Annotated in this window: 16 protein-coding genes; 4 read left to right on the top strand and 12 right to left on the bottom strand. The window is 42.5% G+C overall.

All coding sequences use genetic code 11. The features are described 5' to 3' along the window. Positions 1–846 precede the first annotated feature (846 nt). Together AB4484_RS12690 and AB4484_RS12685 are read left to right on the top strand one after the other, a co-directional pair. Entirely contained in the window at positions 847–1449 is a 603-nt protein-coding gene (locus tag AB4484_RS12690) for a porin family protein (RefSeq protein ID WP_372078499.1), read from the top strand. A 338-nt stretch (positions 1450–1787) separates the two neighbouring features. Then, a complete protein-coding gene (locus AB4484_RS12685) occupies positions 1788–2390 on the top strand; it encodes a DUF2971 domain-containing protein (protein ID WP_050634062.1) in 603 nt (200 codons plus the stop codon). 99 nt (positions 2391–2489) lie between these two features. On the opposite strand, the gene AB4484_RS12680 is transcribed toward AB4484_RS12685, so the two are convergent. From AB4484_RS12680 to matP, 4 genes are all read right to left on the bottom strand, one after another. Then, a complete protein-coding gene (locus tag AB4484_RS12680) occupies positions 2490–3710 on the bottom strand; it encodes a hypothetical protein (RefSeq protein ID WP_050634061.1) in 1221 nt (406 codons plus the stop codon). Positions 3711–3854: 144 nt separating this feature from the next. Then, positions 3855–4166 carry a hypothetical protein gene (locus AB4484_RS12675; RefSeq protein WP_050634060.1) on the bottom strand — a complete coding sequence of 104 codons (312 nt, stop codon included), beginning with the start codon at positions 4164–4166 and terminating at the stop codon, positions 3855–3857. 105 nt (positions 4167–4271) lie between these two features. After that, on the bottom strand, positions 4272–4580 hold the full coding sequence (locus tag AB4484_RS12670; protein ID WP_372078496.1) for a DUF3634 family protein: 309 nt from the start codon (positions 4578–4580) through the stop codon (positions 4272–4274). A 23-nt stretch (positions 4581–4603) separates the two neighbouring features. Then, on the bottom strand, positions 4604–5059 hold the full coding sequence (gene matP, locus AB4484_RS12665; RefSeq protein ID WP_017059673.1) for a macrodomain Ter protein MatP: 456 nt from the start codon (positions 5057–5059) through the stop codon (positions 4604–4606). 189 nt (positions 5060–5248) lie between these two features. Here matP and AB4484_RS12660 point away from each other — a divergent pair, with 189 nt between their 5' ends. Next, positions 5249–6901 (top strand): AAA family ATPase, encoded by a 1653-nt coding sequence (locus tag AB4484_RS12660; protein WP_372078494.1) that lies wholly within the window; start codon positions 5249–5251, stop codon positions 6899–6901. Between the two features lie 70 nt (positions 6902–6971). Continuing rightward, positions 6972–7487, top strand: coding sequence for a bifunctional 3-hydroxydecanoyl-ACP dehydratase/trans-2-decenoyl-ACP isomerase (gene fabA / locus AB4484_RS12655; protein ID WP_017059675.1), 516 nt, complete (start codon positions 6972–6974; stop codon positions 7485–7487). Positions 7488–7741: 254 nt separating this feature from the next. Here fabA and rmf read toward each other — a convergent pair whose 3' ends face one another. From rmf to AB4484_RS12615, 8 genes are all read right to left on the bottom strand, one after another. Further along, positions 7742–7915 (bottom strand): ribosome modulation factor, encoded by a 174-nt coding sequence (gene rmf / locus AB4484_RS12650; protein ID WP_017059676.1) that lies wholly within the window; start codon positions 7913–7915, stop codon positions 7742–7744. Positions 7916–8076: 161 nt separating this feature from the next. Beyond that, positions 8077–9780 (bottom strand): DUF3466 family protein, encoded by a 1704-nt coding sequence (locus AB4484_RS12645; RefSeq protein WP_372078492.1) that lies wholly within the window; start codon positions 9778–9780, stop codon positions 8077–8079. 9 nt (positions 9781–9789) lie between these two features. Next, positions 9790–11706 carry an ABC transporter ATP-binding protein gene (locus tag AB4484_RS12640; protein WP_050653519.1) on the bottom strand — a complete coding sequence of 639 codons (1917 nt, stop codon included), beginning with the start codon at positions 11704–11706 and terminating at the stop codon, positions 9790–9792. Further along, entirely contained in the window at positions 11684–11944 is a 261-nt protein-coding gene (locus AB4484_RS12635) for a glutaredoxin family protein (RefSeq protein ID WP_082153978.1), read from the bottom strand. The genes AB4484_RS12640 and AB4484_RS12635 overlap by 23 nt, the downstream gene beginning before the upstream one ends. 25 nt (positions 11945–11969) lie before the next feature. Next, positions 11970–14090 carry a bifunctional 23S rRNA (guanine(2069)-N(7))-methyltransferase RlmK/23S rRNA (guanine(2445)-N(2))-methyltransferase RlmL gene (gene rlmKL / locus AB4484_RS12630; RefSeq protein WP_372078490.1) on the bottom strand — a complete coding sequence of 707 codons (2121 nt, stop codon included), beginning with the start codon at positions 14088–14090 and terminating at the stop codon, positions 11970–11972. 508 nt (positions 14091–14598) lie between these two features. Then, a complete protein-coding gene (locus tag AB4484_RS12625) occupies positions 14599–15147 on the bottom strand; it encodes a cell division protein ZapC (RefSeq protein WP_017059680.1) in 549 nt (182 codons plus the stop codon). A 205-nt stretch (positions 15148–15352) separates the two neighbouring features. After that, positions 15353–16363: a quinone-dependent dihydroorotate dehydrogenase gene (pyrD, locus tag AB4484_RS12620; RefSeq protein WP_017063847.1), complete on the bottom strand. Its 1011-nt coding sequence runs from the start codon at positions 16361–16363 to the stop codon at positions 15353–15355. 315 nt (positions 16364–16678) lie between these two features. Continuing rightward, positions 16679–21520, bottom strand: a complete 4842-nt coding sequence (locus tag AB4484_RS12615; RefSeq protein WP_372078488.1) for an NAD-glutamate dehydrogenase — start codon at positions 21518–21520, stop codon at positions 16679–16681. Between the last annotated feature and the right edge of the window lie 223 nt (positions 21521–21743).

Genomic DNA, 21743 nt, shown 5'->3' with positions numbered 1-21743 from the left:
GTTCGGGTTTAGCTAAGTCTATCGCCCACCCTTTGCTGGCGTTCAGGCGCAAGGCAAACCCTCAACATAACTCCATACACATAATGCGCAGTGGTTATACGTGAAATCTGAGGGATTTCGAGCCTTATTACTCACGAATTTTACGTACAGTGCCGCATGAATCTATCTATTTACTTTATGGCTTTGACTCCGCGTTAATTCAATCAAATCGTGATGGCTTTATCACATGTCTGCTCAAACTTAATTAAGACTTCTAATTACGGATGCCTCTCCAAAGTTAGTCCAGAGTCTCTGCTGGTTGAGTATTAAAAACTATTACGCTGATTTTGTTTCCCGAAAGAACCTAGATTATTAACACTTCCACTAACTCTCGGTCTATTGTCCGTACTACCAATAGACTGAAAAGACTTGGTTACTCTTGTTCGCTAGATTTAACGGTCCCAAAAGACCAAGCGAACTCCCGAATCATCTAGTCTTGTTTATCTATGTTGGCTTGTTCTTCACCAAATGGAATCAACTATCAGCGTCATCAGTAACATCCGTACTCGTTTTCAAACCACTAACTTTGAATTTTCTGATGCCCAACGGTCATTGTTACCAAACTACGTTGCCATCCAAAACGAGCTTCTCTAAACGACTTGGCTAATAGTAAGTTACAGTGCAACATAAATTCTATTTACCTCTATCTGGACTGTATTACCTTGTCTCATAACTGCGATAATGACACTTCTATTACCAACAAGTCTTTAAAATCAGATGTTTAGGCTAGTTCTCAATTAGTTAGAGTATCTTTTGTTTGTTAACATATCCTGGAACTGAATAACTTATTATATTAGAAGGCTTTACATGAAAATCAGTACAATCGCCCTATCGCTATTCACCGCTTTTTTTGGCATCAGCTCGCAGGCGCTTGCTAATGAAAACGAAAACTCACCTAGAGAGCATGGTCATTTTTATGCTGGTGTTGATATCGGCTTTTATAATGAAACTGAACTAGAATATCGTGGCAGCGCCATTGAAGATTCATCTGATCTATCTGACTTTAGCTATAACTTGGTTGGAGGCTACGAATTCAATACACATGACGTCGTCAAACTGGGACTAGAGGCAGAGTACCGAAAAATCGGAAAAGTTAACTATAACGACTTAATGGATATTGAAGGCCAGGCTTTCTTCGTAAACATTAAACCAAAGTTTATTGTTAAAGGTGACGTCTTAGATCTGTATGTATCTCTATTAGCCGGTGTTGGCTCTATGGATATGGAAGCGAAAGCTTTTGGAGTATCAGACTCTAAGTCTGAAGCGGCCTACCAAGTCGGTGCTGAGCTTGGTGCGATAGTGACAGACAATATCGACATTCATATTGGTTACCGCTTTGCAAACGTTGAAATTGAATCCATCGATGTGTCACCTCAAACCGCTTACCTAGGTGCAAGGTACCACTTCTAAACTTGATTCACTCGTAGGCTCAATACTACTAAAGCCGTCCTTTTAAAGCTCGGCTTTAATTTTGATCACCTATTTCCCTACTCGACCTCTACTTTGACAAGACAATTCAACCATAAAGAAAGTTACGTTGTATCTTCTGTAAAAAGTTACAACTTGAAAGCTTTGCCTTAACGCAAAATAAACCACTTTAACAGGCTACTATTTTGTGTTTAAATTTTGATCTATCAAACAGTTATATGAATAAATTTGGTGATTAAGCAATCAAATGCTATGCATTCAATCCTTAAAAATAAATTAAAGTGTTACCATCAGGCAATTTTGTAAACTAGGTGTTTGATATGTTGCCTAAACTTTATAAGTTCAGATCGCTCCACGACAGAAACATACAATCTATTTCCGAGTGTTCGTTGTGGTTTGATTACGCTAAAACTTTTAATAACCCTTTTGAATCTAACCACGTATTCAACAAAGAGCTTCAACAAAACTTTAAGATCATGTGTTTCTCTCGGTCGAGCGACCACCCAATACTATGGTCTCAATATGGTGACAACTTTAAAGGCATGTGTATCGAGTATGATCTCAACTGCTATAACGGCGTGGCCAATCTCAACTGTTTTGAAGTCCAGTATGAAGACGAACCGAGTATGTTCCTCCCGGCATCGCTAAGTGGTTTACAAACAGCAAGACTGGGAGCTGAGATATTCAAAATTAAGCATTCTAATTGGCGTTATGAAAAAGAATATCGTTGGGTATTACCTGATGACGAGATGATCGGAAATAAGCTCTACCTTAATAGAGAATGCTTAAGCTCGGTGATTCTGTCAGAGCACGCTCCTGCCGACAGGAAGTTAAAAGTTCTGATGACTTGCCAGCGCCTTGGTATCCCTGTTAAACACGCAATAGCAAAGCAAGAGTCGTTTACCTTCGAAGTGGTCAGTTAAGTAGAGTCTAATCCTACTGTTTAGCGCCAAAACCAGACATTCACATAAAGTTACAGCGCAACAAAAAGAGAGCCACATAAATGCGACTCTCTCTTTTTATTACATGTTCACCGTAAGCTTTCCAAGCACTTTATCTTGCATCTGCTCAATCGTCGCGATAGACATTTGAACAGTTGAAAACCAATAAGGTCGGTGCTTAACGTTAAATAGTTCACTATTATCTAACGCCTCGAAAACAGAATATTTTCTACCTTGAGCCAAAGCTGCACCATAAACTGTTCGCTCAAGTACTGGAATGTCATTCACTTCCTCTAGAAGTGCCCTCTTGATGAACTGGTTTCCAGGGCTCCAATCTATAAATTCAACGAGATTTTTTAGTAGCTTAAGCTCTAACTGCTCGACCATTGATTCGAGAAACTGTGTGTTTGGCATCACCTCAGTACAAGCATAATATTCGTCATGCTTGTCACTTGCTTCACGATAACCAAGCATCGTTTTTACCAATGCGTCTTCAAACGTTGAAGAAAAGTGGTTACAAATTAAAAACAAAGGCAGAACTCTCAACACGCCAAGTAAAATGCCTACGTTAGGATCTTTAACCGACGTTTCTTGAAGTCGAATTCGAGTCGCATTTGACGTCACGACCAAGTGTTGCCAAACCTTAGGAGTGATGTGTTTAATGTTGCCATCATTCCACTTAATCAGCTGTTGACTCATTAACAATGGGAACAATAAACGACAATTTTCTATTCCTATTTGTCGTGCTGCAACTTTAGGATCAAGAACGACCTTAGATTTCTTTCCATACTTATCTGCAAACTCTTGGTTGGAAACAAACTCGATTAAGCTAGAGCTCAATGGCCTGTTTTTCGCTGATATTTCATGAAGTTTTGAAAAGTTTAAAGATGGCGAATACGCAACACTAGCGAACTGATTGTAATCGGGTAAGTCTGAAAACAACGAACTTATTAATGTGCCTTGAAGCTTCTCAAGCATTAGAGCTGAAGCTGCATTGCTAACATCATCGATAACGTATCGTAAGGTTTGTTGCTTCGCGTTGACTTTCTCACGATGAGCATTAACTCTATCTTGTTCACAGCGCAGTAGAATACGTTGGTTATGAGATATGCGGTCAGACTCATCAAATATGACGCTATCACAATACCTATTTTCTAAACTTAGTAACGTGTCTACTGTAGATTGTGCAAGCTTATATTCAGGTGAGATTAACCATCGATTAAAGCGAGCTTCAACGTTGATTGAGACCTTCCTAGAGATCTCAACCACTTCAGGGGGGTAACTTTTATTTGTTAACAACAACCGTGACTTTCCTTTGCCGTAAATGCTCTTGTATCGGCATATCCTGCCTTTATAACAAAACTAATATTAATAGAAATTAGAGATTGGTTCACGAAATTGTTTCAATAAAATTAAGACCATTTAGTTATAGTGCACTGGGAGAGGCTAGTACGTGATATGTAGCCGGATATACTTTTCTGGAAAGCTGTATTTGAACCTTTTCTTCTTCGGCAAGTACCTTTTAGCCTGCTTGCAAACGCTACTATCACCAGACGTTCTCACCCTTTTAATTCTTGCGTAACCTTTAGAGTGCTTCATCTCAATCATAAGATCGCAATAACCATCGAAATCAACATTGCTCTTGTTGAACCCTTTCATGACAGTGACTTTGATTTTTTTAGCGACGGGATTAACCAATGCGTCGTCGGCAAAAGCAACTGGGGATAAAAAACACAATAGGAATACTAAATATCTCATACTGCTCTCTCTTTGTTGAAGGTGAGAACAGTATGCGGAGATTTAAAGAAAATGAAGGATTAACTTAGTATGAGGATTGACCAGCTCACGCGTAACTCTAAACAATTACGCTTTCTTTGAGCCTTTAGACTTAAAACCATTATGCGGGAAGACGTTACGAATACGTTGTTGTACGTTTTTAGGCACATCTTTAGTGAACTCGAGATTGTAGCCAGAGCGCTTAGCATACACTTTTAACTCACCTTTAAAGGCGTTGTTGTGACCAATTTCTTGAAGGTTGTGCTTAAAGCTCGGTGGAAGATGACCTTTAACTTGTTCGATCGCCCCATCGCTAAATTTGATTTTTAATACCGGTCGATCAACAGCAACTAACCAAAAGACCAACGCCGCACCGATTAAGATCACGTACATCATAATGTCACCACTACTGTTGATGATTATTTATCGTCAGAAAGAAGCTTGCTTAAGTCTTCTTTGAGACTGGTTACTGTTTTGCTCGCCTGTTCACTACGGGACGCTTCGCTAACCAAATACTCGATAGCATCTGAGAGCGTACAGCCTAGCTCGTTCGCGCGTTGAGATAGCTTTTCCCATACGCGGTAATCAAGGTCGATTGATTTTTTCTTTGTATGAACTTGTTCAGCATTGAAGTGGCGTTTTCGCTTAGCTCTGATCGCTTGTTTAAGCTTGTTATCGAGCTCAGGAGACATGTTGTTAGATATCCATTCAAGGACACCTGTAGGTTGGTGTTCAAGCTTCAATAAGGCTTTAACAGCAACGTCAGCTTCACTTGAATCAATGTGGCAGGTGATCGACTCGCCTTCTTTCCATTTTTTGACCAGATAGTTCCATTTCCAACCACATTCCAAGTTTTCAAGTTGCTGATATTTCATGTCTAATCTCGAGAGTTAATCCTAGTGACAGCGTAACCCAAAATAGGCTATTTAACAATTATTGTCTTGAAAGAATAGACCAAGATCATAGTTATATTAGCTTAGTGATTAGTAACTACAACATAGAGCTACAAGCGAGATCGGTTTTTCTATATACTCCCTACCTCATTATCATAATCAGAAACTTAAATGACTCAAGTAGATTGGCGACATGTTACGCCTCAGTACGACGAATATAGCGCTCAATTAGAGCAATTCCCTGACATCTCGCCTTTCCCGTTTTCAGATATTCAACATAGATTCAAAGATGCGCTAACCCGCTTTGTCCGTTTGTCTAACCTTTCGCGTGTTTTACTTGTAAACGCTCCAGACAACTCGATCTATCGTCAAATGATTGTTGAATCTCTAATCTCTGCTTTAGATGATCACACTCTACCGGTTATAAAAACTGAGTCTTTAAATGCTGTTTCTCTGTTTGACCAAGTTCAATCGAAAGACGGTAAGGTTGTTGCAACAAAACCTGGCCTATTGGCTAGAGCAAACAACGGCTATCTGATCGTTTCAGCAAACTTGATCTTGGCCAACCCAGGAAGCTGGTTACTGCTTAAATCAGCATTGCTTGGTGAAGCCGTAGAGCCAATCAGCAGCAACCCAGAGCACTTGAACCAATCTCCAACTTTGCCTCTGACATACAACATTAAGTTGATTGTGGTTGGAGATAGAGCTCAACTAGGTGACCTTGATTATCTAGACAGCGATATTCAAACCGGTTTTTGCCTATTTAGCGAAATTGAACAAGACATCAAGCTCTCTGAAGAAACTTTGACTCAATATCTTGGTTACCTTAAGTGGCTTCAACAACGCTATGAATTGCCAACCATCACGCAACAAGCGTTGACGGGCATTCTTACTGCCGGCGCAAGAGAGACTGAAGATCAAAGTTATATTCCATTATGCCCTATTTGGCACAATGCGTTATTGAACGAAGCTTTGATTGAATCCGACAATGGTGAAATTGATATTCAGCATATCCAACAAGCTCAACAGCACAAATACAACCGTGAATCGTATCTACCAGAACGAGCTCTTGATGATATTCGAGATGGCCAAGTCATTATCGAAACCGAGGGTGAACAAGTTGGTCAAGTTAATGGTCTGACGGTTATCGATGTTCCAGGACACCCGATCTCTTATGGTGAACCTGCACGAATTTCCTGCGTTATTCACTTTGGTGATGGTGACATTGCCGACGTTGAGCGCAAAGCCGAGCTGGGTGGTAATCTTCATGCTAAAGGTATGATGATCATGCAAGCATTTGTGAGCAGCGCTCTAAACCTTGAAGATCCGTTGCCATACGCTGCTTCTGTTGTGTTTGAACAATCGTACTGCGAAGTAGACGGCGATAGTGCTTCTCTAGCGGAACTGTGCTCTCTGGTGAGTGCTTTGTCTGAATACCCTATCAATCAACAAATTGCGGTTACTGGTGCAGTAGACCAATTTGGTCGTGTACAAGCTGTTGGCGGGCTAAACGAGAAAATCGAAGGCTTCTACCATGTTTGTAAACACAACGGCTTAACAGGCGAACAAGGTGTGATCCTTCCAAGATCGAACTTAAGGCATCTTGCACTAAAGCCTGACCTTATTGAAAGCATTAAGAATGAAGAATTCCATATTTGGTCTGTGTCTAATGTAGACGAAGCAATTCCACTCATTATGAACAAACCATTTAGAGATGATGAACAAGAAAGCGTTCTGAGTAAAATCGCGGAACGTATTGAAAACTTTGAAAGACATGAGCACCCTATTGGAATCGTTGGACGCATTAAAAACTGGTTTGTCTAGTACTGATCGGACTTGTTTAGCGTACACCTGTTCACTAATATGCACCTATCAAAAATCGGAGTAATTGATAATGCAAAACAAACGTGATTCTTACACTCGCGAAGAGCTTCTAGCATCAAGCCAAGGCGAACTATGGCCACAAGGCCCTCAACTACCAGCACCGAACATGCTAATGATGGATCGCATCACTAAGATGTCTGAAACTGAAGGTGATTACGGTAAAGGTTTAGTTCTTGCTGAGCTGGATATTACTCCTGACCTATGGTTCTTCGATTGTCACTTCCCGGGTGACCCAGTAATGCCTGGTTGTTTAGGCCTTGACGCAATGTGGCAGCTAGTTGGCTTCTACCTTGGTTGGGTTGGCGGCGAAGGTAAAGGTCGTGCTCTAGGTGTTGGTGAAGTGAAATTCACTGGTCAAATTCTACCTACTGCGAAAAAAGTAACTTACGAGATCCACATGAAGCGCGTTGTTAACCGTCGCCTAGTTATGGGCCTAGCGGATGGTCGCGTACTTGTTGATGGTAAAGAGATCTATGTTGCTAAAGATCTGAAAGTTGGCCTTTTCCAAGATACGTCAGCATTCTAATCTAATAGTTAGATTTTTAATAAAGCAGCCCATGGCTGCTTTATTTTCATTTCAATAAATTTAGTTATAGTGCGCCAAGGTATCCAATCCCAAGTGTGAAATAGGTTAAATCCACCAGCAAGGCGCTCTTATGATAGCGAAATTATAATACTTTTATCTCTGGGGATCTTGGCACTCTTCTGAAACTAACACGGCTCCAGCCGTTGGAATCAACAGACAATGGAGCCCTGACCTTTAATTCTTTGCGCCCTATTCTACTTATAGAGACCTGATTGCTTGTCATCTTTGGCGTCACGCCATCCACCTAACCAATAAGACCGAGAATCCATTTGGCTATATGGGCAAGCTTCTTGCGACCGTCCATTTAAACCAGCCTTGTAACCTTGAGATTGTGCTCGTTCTAGTCGATCACGCTTTTGTCTCTTCATAGTGCAGTCCTCATACGGGTGTTCCATTTACTAACATACAATGATTACAACTTTGCGGAGTTTTTGTGACTCCAACTTTAAGAATCGATCAAATTTTCACTTTTCTCAAGGCGAAAAAAAGCCCGAGTTCAGAATTGTGAACTCGGGCTCAAGAGATAAAATTATTTAAATTTTCTGCGGAACCCTAACAGACCAAGTACAGTCAAAGCAAACCAACCTAGGCTACCACCTTGGCGATCGACTTTCTCAGTATCGGCGCTACGAGTTTGAATATCATCTTTACTAGCACCAGCAATTGGAACCAGTTTAACGGCTACAACCTCTTCTACCGCGTTAGACGCAGCGCCACCACAGTATGAGTTGTGAGATGTAGTATCGTATGGTTGAGTCGTGCCACCAACGGTACATTTGATAGCAGTAGCAGAAATTACACCAGCATCGTTAATGTCAGTAGCATCGATGATTCGGAACTTGTTGTTCTCTCCAGACGCGTTGCCGTCATTTGTTAGATCATCTAACCACCAAGCTTTACTCTCAAACAGCGCAATTCTTGATGCATCAGTGCCGGTCGCTTGATACGGGTAAATAAAACCACGGTGTCTACGCTCGCTACCATCAACCTCACGAGTGGTTTCTGCATCTATTTGGCCAACAAACTCGTTAAAGTTGTTAACTGCTTTAGCTTCACCGCTCGAACCGTCGAAGAAAATACCATCAGATAAATATGTTGCTGTAGGATTTGTCGCATCAGTAACAACAAAAATCTTGTTACCTGCACTGCCGTTCTCTGGCACATAGCCATTACGCTTGGCATAACCAACAGCGAACAAGTTATCGTTAATATCAGTAGCTACAGAGTTACTGTATCTAGCATCATCGTTATTTGAGCCTGAATTAACTTCTGCGCCACTGATGACTTTTGTTGTCCAGTTAGCGCTGGAAATATCTAATGAATCACTCACAAAGACACTTGCATTCATGTCTTGAAGATCACCGTTACCATCCACAGTATCAAAGCCAACCCCATATAGCTTTCCAGAATTTACCGCAAGGCCACGCATACTACCCTGTGCAAAATAATCGCCTTCTTGAGCATTACCACCACGAGTCCAATCAAACTCGTGTATTTCACCATCCTTCCATATAGCAGCTTTAGAACTAAATGTTGTGTTGGAAGTACCTGTCGCTGGCCCTTTTACAGAAATGCTACCAAAGTTATAGACTATGTCGGTAGTACCATCGTTAACGGTTAAAGCACCCCAAGCTCGAGATTCAGATGAGGCTGTAAGAGGAACAGTTGTAACCGCATTATAGCGAATATCATTACCGTTTGACTCAATACCTAAAGGTGCACCAGAATCATCTAGTGCAGTAATCGATACGTTAAAAGAACTAATAGAACTACCATCTTTGCCAACAAAGGCTTTCGCATTCACATAGCTTAGGTCACTTTCTTTGCTCCAAGTAGCCCATCGATTGTCTGCCCAACTTTCACAAGTCGAATATCTCAATTCTCGACGACAATAGTCTTCAAAATCGTCACGATCTTGAATATATTGAAACGCTGCGTCCATCGCGAATGGTACTTCTTCACGATAACTTACCGCTTCAACAGTATCACGAGTTTCACCAGCAAGTTTAAATGTGCTGTCCGCACAGTTGGTCGCGGCGGAATCAAAACACCCTAATGCAAGGTCGTTCGTTCCATCGGTAGCAGCACCAGGCTGAATCGCAACACCAAAGATTTCGGAAGCATCTTTAATCGAAGGCGTTACTTCCACTACGTTATACAGCGCTGCGTTGGCATTAGTTGCAGCAAAAACTAGTGCTGCAACTGTAGTTAATTTAAATTTAGTACAAGTCATTATTACTTCTTAACTTTCCTGTTGTAGTGCCTCGAGCTCTTCCCAGCGCTCAAAAGCAACTTCAAGCTCCTGCTCTGCTGCAGATAGCTTATCTAATACTGGTTGTGTCTGCTCTACAGATTTTGAAAAGAAGCTTGGATCGTTGACTTCTTCCTGAAGAGTTTCAATTTGAGTTTCCAATTCTTCTAAACGCATTGGTAGCGCTTCTAGTTCTCGTTGTAGCTTATACGATAACTTCTTAGGTTTAGCCTTAACTGGCGCAGTTTTGGGAGTTTCCTCAACTACTTTTTCAGGCTTTGATGGCTTTTCAACCTGTCGGTACTCTAATGCTTGCTTTCTTTGCTGCTGAGCATCGTGATAGCCACCAACAAATTCTTCAATCACACCGTTACCTTCGAAGATCCAACTTGTCATAACCGTGTTATCTACAAACTGACGATCGTGGCTCACTAAAAGAAGCGTACCCTGATAGTTGGCAAGCAAATCTTCTAAAAGTTCCAAAGTTTCGATATCTAGATCGTTGGTTGGCTCATCGAGAATCAATAAGTTGTTCGACTTAAGGAAGATACGAGCTAATAACAGACGGTTTTTCTCACCACCAGACAGCGCTTTAACAGGAGTACGAGCACGTTTTGGAGAGAATAAGAAATCTTGTAAGTAGCTTAGTGCATGACGCTCACGGCCGCCTACTGTCACTTCTTGCTTACCATCCGCTAGGTTATCAATTACAGACTTCTCAGGGTCTAGGATTTCACGGTATTGGTCGAAGTAAGCCACTTCAAGCTTAGTACCACAATGCAGACGACCTGAATCTGGCTTAAGCTGGTCAAGAAGCAGCTTAAGTACCGTACTCTTACCACAACCGTTAGGACCAATCAGAGCAATACGATCACCACGCATGATGTTGAAGCTGAAGTCTTTAACAATCTCTTTGCCTTCAAAGCCAAAGTTAATGTTCTCAGCTTCAAATACAATCTTGCCTGAACGCTGGCCATCGTCGATTTGGATAATCGCTTTGCCCTGCACTTCACGACGATTCAAACGTTCTTCACGTAGCTTCTTAAGCGCACGTACGCGGCCTTCGTTACGAGTTCTACGAGCTTTAATGCCCTGACGAATCCATACTTCTTCTTGAGCAAGCTTCTTATCGAATTCAGCGTTTTGCATCTCTTCGACACGTAACGCTTCTTCTTTATCTAATAGGTAATTTTCGTAATCGCCAGGGAACGAGCTCAACTTACCACGATCAAGATCAACAATGCGTGTTGCCATCGATTTGATGAAAGCACGGTCATGCGAGATAAAGATGATTGAACCACGGAAGTCTTTCAGGAAGCCTTCTAACCATTCAATAGTTGCAACATCCAAGTGGTTAGTCGGTTCATCGAGTAGAAGCACGTCTGGGTCACATACAAGCGCACGAGCAAGTGCCGCTTTACGTTGCCAACCACCAGATAAATCAGTCAGTTTTGTTTCAGCAGTAAGTTTAAGCGCAGCCATTACGTTACTTACGCGATCTTCAAAGCGCCATGCGTTCGCATGATCCAGTTGCTCTTGAACACGAGTAAGGCGATTTAAGTTCTTTTCGCTAGGGTCAGTACCAATGAGATCCAGAAGATCATGGTAGATCTTCAACTGTTCACCGATTTCCGCTAGGCCACCAGCAACGTAATCATAAACGGTGCCTTCTTCATTACGCGGTGGATCTTGCTCAAGGCGAGATACAACCACATCTTGTGTGATTTGCATCTTGCCGTCGTCCATGATGATGTTCCCAGACAGGATTTTCATCAATGTAGACTTACCAGCGCCATTGCGCCCTACTAAACACACACGTTCGTTTTCTTGCAGTGCAAAGTCCGCACGATCTAATAACGGGTGATCGCCAAACGCTAATTGCCCGTTATGAATTGTAAGTAATGCCATTCTTCTTTAACCAATCATTAAGTTCTAACAAGCCAAATGGCCAGTTAAGCTCTGAGCTTTGAGAAAGATCAGAGCTTTCAAATTTGAGCACCGGAATAGTGACCCCGTAACGGGAAAAGAGCTCATCATCAAATGCAATGTCGACAACGTTGACGTGATGGCTAATGTTTAACTGTTCCGTGAGTTTGAATGCCATCTCACATAGATGGCACCCTTCTGTACTGTAGAGAGTCAGCACTATATATCCTTATACAATCTCTTAATTACTTATGTGTAATCAACCAGCAGTTATGAATGTGCTTATTGCGAGAGAAGTCCAATGGAAGCGTCTTAGCTGAGATATTCTGAGCTTTAAGACCTAACGCTTCTAGACCTTCTAGATCCATTTTGAAGTGACGCTTATTGTTAGAGAACACAATCGTGCCTTCTTCACGAAGAAGACGCTTAAGGTTTTCCATCAACTGAATGTGATCACGTTGAACATCGAACGATTGATCCATACGCTTAGAGTTTGAGAACGTAGGTGGATCAATAAAGATCAGGTCGTAAGAACCCTGCTCTTTAACCAACCACTGTAAGCAGTCAGCTTGCACAAATTGATGTTGACGACCAACACGGCCATTAAGCTCCATGTTCTGCTTTGCCCAGTCAAGATAGGTATTCGACATATCAACCGTTGTTGTAGAGCGTGCGCCACCCACTGCAGCATGAACAGATGCACTGCCCGTGTAAGCGAACAGGTTTAGGAAATCTTTGCCAGCAGCCATCTCACCAATACGACGACGAGTGATCTTATGATCTAGGAACAAGCCTGTATCTAGGTAATCATGAAGATTAACAATCAGCTTAACGCCGTATTCGTTCACTTCTAGGTTAGATGAGTCTTGAGCCATCTTCTGGTATTGAGAACGGCCTTTCTGTTTCTGACGAACCTTAAGAACCACGTTGTTTGCTTCAACGCCCGTAACTTGAATAGAAGCACGGATAATATCGGTTAAGCGACGTTTAGCCTTCTCTTCCGGTACATCTTTAGGCGCTGCGTATTCTTGAATCACAAGGTGACCTGGGTATACGTCAATCGCTACATTGTATTCTGGTAAGTCCGCATCGTAGATACGGTAACAATCTAGTTGCTCTTTCTTAGCCCACTTACCGATTTTACCGATGTTCTTTTTAAGACGGTTTGCAAAGTCTGGCGCAATCAGTTGTTCTTGTTCGCCCGTTGGACGTTCTGACATCGGACGATCTGAAATTGAGTAGTTCTTTTGGTGACACGGTAACGCACCGTTGTTCAATTTGAACTGTTTGTCTGCACGCATGCGTAAGCAGCTCAGTAGTTCATCTGAACTAGAGAAGATAGACGCATTACAACCGCCAAATTCAGCTTTAAGCTGCGCGCCAAATGCTGTGTAAAGAGCAATAAGACCCGGCTCTGTACCAAGACGCTCACCATAAGGTGGGTTAGAAACAATCACACCATCAGTAAACTCGGTAGGACGCTTAAGTTTTGCAGCATCACCTACTTCGAATTCAATCAACTCTTCAACACCAGCACGACGAGCATTGTCACGCGCTGTTTTGATCATGCGTTCGTCATTGTCATAGCCATAGAACTTACATTCTACTTTCTTAACACCACGACGGCCTTGAACGTTTGCTTCAGCTTTCACTTCAGCCCAAAGCTCTGGTTCGAAATCTTCTAATGATTCGAAACACCACTTCTGGCGTTTAACACCTGGAGCTATGTTTGCAGCCATCATTGCCGCTTCAATCACTAACGTACCTGAACCACACATAGGGTCTAGGAAAGGCTTAGTCGCATCCCAACCACTACGGAGAAGAATCGCTGCAGCAAGCGTTTCACGCAGAGGTGCACGACCTGATTCTGGACGGTAACCACGTTGGTGAAGACCGCTGCCCACCATATCAACACCAAGAATCGCTTTATCACGGTGTAGACGAACGTGAATACGAATGTCTGGGTTCTCTTTGCTGATAGAAGGACGAGGTAAAGACTTCTTCTCGAAGCAATCAACAACGGCATCTTTTACTTTCATCGCACCGTATTGGCTATTGCGGATTTCGTTGTTCGTACCATTGAAGTCAACAACAAAACGCTTAGAGCTATGGAATTGATTTACCCAGTTAACCGCAGTGGTTGATAGGTACAAATCCATGTCGTCCATACAAGTGAATTCAGAAAGGACACGTACAAATCGAGAAGCCAAACGGCTCCACAAACAACAACGATAAATTTGCTCATTGGTGGCTTTGAATTTAACACCTGCTTGAACAGGTTTTGCGTTTGTAATCCCTAGTTGGGTTAGTTCTTCAACTAATAAATTCTCAAGGCCATTTGAGGTAACCGCTAGATATTGATTCATAGTGTTCTTTTATTGATAAAAATGAGCTCGATTATACCTGAATTTGTTACTAGAGCATCACACTAAACTCGTCTTTTCATTGAATCTTTCTTCTAACTGGCTAGCAAACGCACAGTGTTGAAGCGATCGCTTACCCACATCCCCTTAGAACATAAGACTTATCAAACCAACACGATTCATGAGCAAATCCCCGCCAAAGCGACAATGTGAATTTATATTCACCCCAAAATTGGTATATACCAAATGAAATTTGAGGGTGAAAGCTAGCTACAAAAGGACAAAAACAGGGAATAAAGATGGGCAAATTGCAGTTCTGGCGATAAAAACAGGCAGAAATTAAGGTGAAAAAATAGTCGTAAGTTCACTATTTAAATGGATAAGCAGTGATGCATTTATCAGGTTGAGGTTTTTTAGGCACAAAAAAATCGGCTAATGAGCCGATTTTGGGGAAGATTTGACAGGTTGATGCGCTGCGATGTGTGTGAGAAATGACGGGCTAGATTGAAGGCTAACCGACCATCGCGATGTGCGTTTGATGAAGAATAGCGTTCGCGTCTATCATTCTATCGTGCATGACCTTAATCGAGTCGCCAAAGCGTAACCCTTTTGAAGGTGTAAGCAGAAACTCTTCTAGGTCGACAAATGCACATAGGCTCGCACACTCTCCCACTTCTAATACAATGAAATACCCTAAGCTATGCTCGTTATTCATTTGTACGATATCCCCTTCTTGAGGATATTCGTGGCCAGCGCCCTGTGAGTCGAAGAACCAACTCTTAGGCTGTACAGGCTTGTGGAAGCGCTTTGCTGCCACGCAATAAAGCGCGAGTTCAGCTTGACGAGGCTCAGACAGTTCTAAGCCAGAAATTTGTTCTTTGAAGGTTTGGTATGAAGATGCGTCATCAACGGTGAATTCATTATCTCTAAACGCGCAGTCCACCAGCTTATTGCGGACCAGATTCGTTTTGAAAATCATATCCTCTCCGAGGTTTAGCATTAATGAACATTGCTGCTCATCGTAATACCAACTCCATGTATCGCTAGGTTTAAGCATCATTTCGTCTCACACTGTTGAACCATTCCATTAGGTAAAACGCAAAATTACCTTCAATTACAGTAATTTTACTGAGCAATAGGCAAAAAAAAAGAGGAAATGAATTCCTCTTTCTTATCGCTTTTCTCTACAACTCAGTGAGTTACAGTGTCTCTTTTAGTAAGACGATGCCAGATTGTCGCTTTTCAAAAATAAAAGCAATCTCAGCTTATAGATTTTTAACGATGTCGCCAACTAGGCCTGGGCCTTTGTAGATGAAACCAGAGTAAACTTGTACAAGCTTAGCGCCCGCCATCATTTTCTCTTTTGCAGCAACATACGAGTCAACACCACCTACTCCAATGATCGGCAGTTTGTCACCAAGCTCTTCATGAAGTTTACGAACTACCTCAGTACTACGAGATTGAACTGGACGTCCACTTAGGCCACCCGCTTCATCGCAATGTTTCATACCTTCAACGATTGAACGATCCAATGTTGTGTTTGTTGCGATCACACCATCGATCTTATTTTTGATCAATGATTCACAAATTTGGCGAATTTCGTCGTCGCTTAGATCCGGAGCAATCTTAAGAGCAAGAGGCACATATTTACCATGCTTCTCTTCCAGTTCAGATTGTTTGGTTTTAAGTTCAGACAATAGATCGTCTAGAGCTTCGCCGTATTGTAGAGAACGAAGTCCTGGAGTATTTGGCGAAGAGATGTTCACTGCAATATAACCAGCGTATTGATATACCTTCTCCATACAGATCAAGTAATCTTCAGCACCCTTTTCAATTGGTGTGTCTTTATTCTTACCGATGTTAATGCCTAAGATGCCATCGTAGTTCGACTTCTTAACATTCTCAACAAGGTTGTCGACGCCTAGGTTGTTAAAACCCATTCGGTTGATGATACCTTCAGCTTCAACAAGACGGAATAAACGAGGTTTGTCGTTACCCGCTTGCGGACGTGGAGTCACTGTTCCTACTTCTACGAAACCAAAACCCATTGCGCCAAATGCATCGATACATTCGCCGTTTTTATCTAGGCCGGCAGCTAAGCCAACTGGGTTTTTAAAAGTAAGACCCATGCACTCTACAGGTCGGTGAGGTAATTGTTGGCGATACAAAAGATCAATAGGTGTGCCTGTGAAGCGCTTGAAATTTTGAATTGCAAGATCATGTGCCTTTTCGGCATCAAGTTGGAAAAAGCCAGTTCTGGCTAGACGGTAAAGCATTGTGCCTCCGATAGAAAAAAGCCCCGTGTAAACGGGGCGATATTATTTACTTATTTACCCAACTATTCAATCTATTACTGTCTGTAAGGGTAAGATAATCGAGTTTACTAACGAATGAGGTTCATTATTAAGCAAACGTTATCGTTTCAAGCTCAGATTATCCATTTGTAATGTTCCTTAATACATCAGCTCAGCCACCAGCTCGCTAATGCAGTGAGATTTGTATGAATAGTTAATCTACGAAAAGCTGTTTAGCCAAACGAAAAAGGCAGACCCGATGGCCTGCCCTTATAGTTTTTCATTTTAATCTAACGATTAGTCTTTCGACATGCAGTTTAGATTCAACAGCATCAATTCACGCAGTGCTACTGAGAACTTAGCAAACTCATGAACAGAACCCACTTTGAATTCGTTCAGGATGCTTTCCCAACGATGTAGAGAAACAGAGTTACTTTCCATCCAGTCATCAAGCGCTTTAATCACATCGATGTCTGAAGCACAGCCACAGTTAAGTACTTGGCCAGTTAACTGACGTTGCTGCCAATCCAGATCTTCTCTGAATGCCGCACGCGCCAGTGCTTGCCAGTTGTTGTCTACAGCTTGGCCATTGATTTGCTTCAAGAACCAGTGCAGTGACAAACGGTCGCCAAGGTTGAAGTAAAGCTTAGACGCTTGTTGTACTGTTTTACCTGTTTCACGGGCTACTGTGGATATATCCAGTGCTGAGTACAGGCTAGACAAACGAGCCACTGAATTAGCCAGCTCAGCGTTTACACCTTGGTCAATCCAAAGTTGAGCCATTGCTTGATGCTCTTCTACTTCTGAAGCCACTAGGTTTTCATCCAGCTTCTCAGTAATCGCAACGACATCACCTTGGTAAAGCTCAATCAATGCATTCACTGACTGTTTACCGGTACGGTTTCTTAGCAACCAGCGTGCTAGACGACGAAGTGTACGACGCACATGGTAAAGCAATTCGTATTGAGCTTCAGAACTTGAGATGTTGTCCAGTTCACGGATGTTCTTCAATACCTTACCCAAACCGTAGATTTCACGTGATGCCGCGTAAGCATTCGCAATATCAACAATGTTTGCGCCCGTTTCTTCTTGCAAGCGAGTCACAAAGTTACAGCCCATCTCGTTAACCATTTGGTTAGCAAGCGCAGTCGCAATGATCTCTGCACGAAGTGGATGGTTATCCATGTGCTGAGAGTAGTTACGGCGTAACTCTGTTGGGAAGTATTGCATCAGTTGTTGAGCATGGAACTCATCATTCGCAATATCATCACTCACAAGATCTTCTTTTAAAACCATTTTACCGTAAGCGATCAATACTGATAGCTCTGGTCTTGTTAGTGCTTGGCCTTGCTTCTCACGCTCTAGCAGCGTTTCGTCATCTGGGATGTATTCCAAACCACGGTCTAAATACCCTGCTTTTTCCATAGTGTGGATAAAGCGGATTTGCTCTTTCACTAAGCCAACACCTTGGTGCTCAGTAACAGAAATAGACTCAGCTTGGCAGTAAGCGTCGTCTAGTACGATCTCACCTACTTCATCTTCCATAGATTCAAGAACTTGGTTACGTTGTTTAACGGTTAGATCACCATTAGACACCAAGCCATTCAAGAAGATCTTAATGTTAACTTCGTTATCCGAGCAATCTACACCACCAACGTTATCGACAAAGTCAGTATTAACTCGACCGCCCGTTAGAGCGTATTCAATACGACCCAATTGAGTCATACCCAAGTTACCGCCCTCACCAACAACCTTAGCTTTCAGATCACGGCCGTCGATACGTAGCACGTCATTGGCACGGTCACCCACATCGGTATGAGTCTCACTAGAAGACTTAACGTAAGTACCAATACCGCCGTTCCAAAGCAGATCAACTTTCATAGACAAGATCGCTTTGATCAAGTCGTTTGGTGCCATTGATGCTTTCTTGGTGCCCAGCATTTTCTGAATTTCAGGTGTTAGAGAGATAGACTTCGCGCGGCGAGAGAAGATGCCACCACCTTGAGAAATCAGCTCTTTATTGTAATCTTCCCAGCTTGAACGAGGCAGATTAAACAGACGGTCACGCTCTACCCAGCTTGATGCCGACTCTGGATTCGGGTCAATGAAGATGTGCATGTGGTTAAACGCAGCTTGTAAGCGAATGTGCTTAGATAGCAGCATACCGTTACCAAATACGTCACCCGCCATATCACCCACACCAATTGCAGTGAAGTCTGTGCTTTGACAGTTGATACCCATTTCGCGGAAGTGACGTTTAACAGATTCCCAGCCACCTTTCGCCGTGATACCCATGGCTTTGTGGTCGTAACCGTTAGAGCCACCCGATGCAAACGCATCACCTAACCAGAAGTTGTACTCTTCCGCTACTGAGTTCGCTAGATCTGAGAATGTCGCGGTGCCTTTATCGGCAGCAACAACCAAATAAGGGTCATCTTCATCGTGACGAACAACGCTCTTAGGTGGAATAACCTCACCTTCAATGATGTTGTCTGATACGTCCAGTAGTGCACGGATGAAGCGCTTGTAACAACGTTGACCTTCAGCGAAGATCTCGTCTCGGCCTGACATCATGTGTTGACGCTTACAAACGAAACCGCCTTTAGCACCAACCGGTACGATAACCGTGTTCTTAACTTGTTGCGCTTTAACTAGGCCTAGAATCTCAGTACGGAAGTCCTCTTGGCGGTCTGACCAACGTAAACCACCACGTGCTACTTTACCGCCACGTAGATGCACACCTTCAATGTCTGGTGCGTAAACGAAGATCTCAAACGCAGGAACCGGCGCTGGGATATCTGGAATCTCGCTTGGTCTCATTTTCAGAGCTAACCAAGGTTTAGACTGCTTGTTCTCGTCTACTTGGTAGTAGTTAGTACGAAGTGTTGCAGTGATCATTTCCATGTAGCGACGAATGATACGATCATCATCCAAGCTTTCTACATGATCCAACTGTTCAGTGATCTTCTTAATAAGATCTTGTTGGCCTTTTGCGCTGCCCTTCAGTTTCGGGTCAAAACGCTTGCCGAATAGGCTCACTAACCCTTTCGCTAACTCTGGGTAATGAGACAATGTGTCTTCAATATATTGTTGGCTGAATGGGAAACCGACTTGACGCATATAACGAGCATAAGCACGTAAGATTGAGATTTCACGGCCAGAAAGACCAGCACCAAGTACTAAGCGGTTGAAACCATCGCTGTCTAACTCACCTGCCCAGATTGCCGCAAAGGCTTGTTGGAAAAGATCGCGAGCTTCACGAAGATCAATAGTCTTATCGCTCTTGTGCAGCATAGAGAAATCAAGGATCCAATATGTCACACCATTGGTTTTACGCACTTCATATGGAGATTCACCGATAACGCGTAGGCCAAAGTTTTCAAGCATTGGCATAACATCAGAAAGGTGAATTGGCTCATCGCTGTGGTAGAACAACTTCAAACGAACTGCTTTTGAATCTGCCGCTTCTTCTTGAGGACGGTAGAAAAGCATACCCAGTTTGTTGTCTTCACTTAATGCTTCTAAACGTTCGATGTCAGCAACAGCTGAACCTGGCATCATGTCTTCTTTGTACGAACGTGGGAATGCACGCATGTACTCTTTCGATAATGGAAGACCTTTGCTTTCACCGAAGTTTGCAATGATTGACTCAGACAGACGGTCATCCCACGTAGACGATACTTCCATTAAATTTTGCTCAATTGTTTTCACGTCCACATCCATGTTGTTGTTATCAACACGAACAATATAGTGCGTTCTCGCTAGCGGGCTTTCAGAGAAATACGTTGTAAATTCAACCTCTTCTTCACAACCAAAGTACTGTTTCAAGATGCGCTGTGTTTGGCGACGAAGCTCAGTGTTGTAACGATCTTTTGTTACGTAAACCATGCAGCTAAAGAAACGACCAAACGGGTCTTTGCGAACAAACAAACGCAGAAGATCGCGATCTTGCATTTGCACTACGCCCGTACCGACTTCTAGTAGCTCTTCTTCTCGAGCTTGAAGCAGTTCATCTCGTGGGTAGTTTTCAAGAATGTTGTGCAGAGCTTTGTAAGAGTATGAACCTTCACGGTAACCACTCGCATCTAAGATTCGCTCTACTTTCTCACGAACAAGAGGAATCGTTTCTACGGTTTGGTTATAAACGGCAGATGTGTAAAGACCAGTAAAGCGGTGCTCACCAATGACCTTACCGTTCTTATCGAACTTCTTAATACCAATGTAATCGTTGTAAGCTGGGCGGTGAATGCGTGAAGCCGTGTTGCCCTTGGTTACGATAAGCACATAAGGCTTTTTCGCTTCAAGACGTGCCGAATCAGAAAACTCAGATAGCTTAACGTTACGTACACGATCTGAATTCGCAAACAAACCAAGACCTTGCTCCTTGGTCGGTTGCAGCTCAGTATCGCCGTTAACTGAAACTAGGTCATATTCCTTATAACCCATGAATGTGAAGTTGTGTTCACCTAACCAACGAAGAAACGCCAACGTTTCATCAAAGCGTTGGCCGTCTACTGGAATGGTCTCTTTTTGCTGTTCAACTTGATTGGTCACTTCTTTAAGTTTTTCAACCATATTCAACCAATCGTTCACGACTAAGCTAGTGTCGGTAAAAATATCCAGCAGTTCCGTTTTAAGCGCTGTCATTTCAGCTTTGCTGCTAAGACGGTCAACTTCTATATGGAAAAGCGATTGGAATGCACCTTCGTTATTACTAACACCGACAACACTGCCCTTATCTGAGCGAGAGATTTGTGTTGGGTTATGAAGCATAAGGTGAGAAGAAAGGTCTAGGCGAGTCAGTGCCATTTTTACAGAATCAACAAGGAATGGGCTGTCTGGAACGACTATCTCAACGATAGTGTGAGTAGACTGCCAACCTTGACGACTTACCGTCGGGTTGAAAACGCGTACAGAGATTTCGTCGGCTTTCTTTTCATTGATGTGATGCCATAGGCTAACTACAGCACCATATAAATCGGATTCGTTTCTCTGAGTCAGATCGTCGTGAGAAACGTTACTAAACAAGTGTTGAGCAAGTTGAGTTACGAGAGGTCGATGAGCAAGGTCAAGTTTGTCTTGAATCAGCTTGTAAACTTTTTCAAGTAAAACTGGAACCACAGTTTCACGTGCGGTCATAGTCACACTCCACAATTAGAATTATATTTTATTATTAGGGGGATCACTTAATCTGGTGTTTGAAACGTGCCGTAGAGCGCTTTTCTACTAACGAGTTAAGCAAAGGTAATGCATTCATTTATTGTAAAAGCATTATTGAAAAATAGTTAATTGTTTTAGAGGTGGTAAGAGGTGAAATGTTTGATTATGTGATTAAGATTCCTTTTAACTCACTAGGCACGCC

This window comes from Vibrio sp. 10N.261.46.A3 (assembly GCF_041472995.1).
Taxonomy (GTDB): Bacteria; Pseudomonadota; Gammaproteobacteria; order Enterobacterales; family Vibrionaceae; genus Vibrio; species Vibrio coralliirubri.
This window is presented reverse-complemented; position numbering and strand designations above follow the sequence as displayed.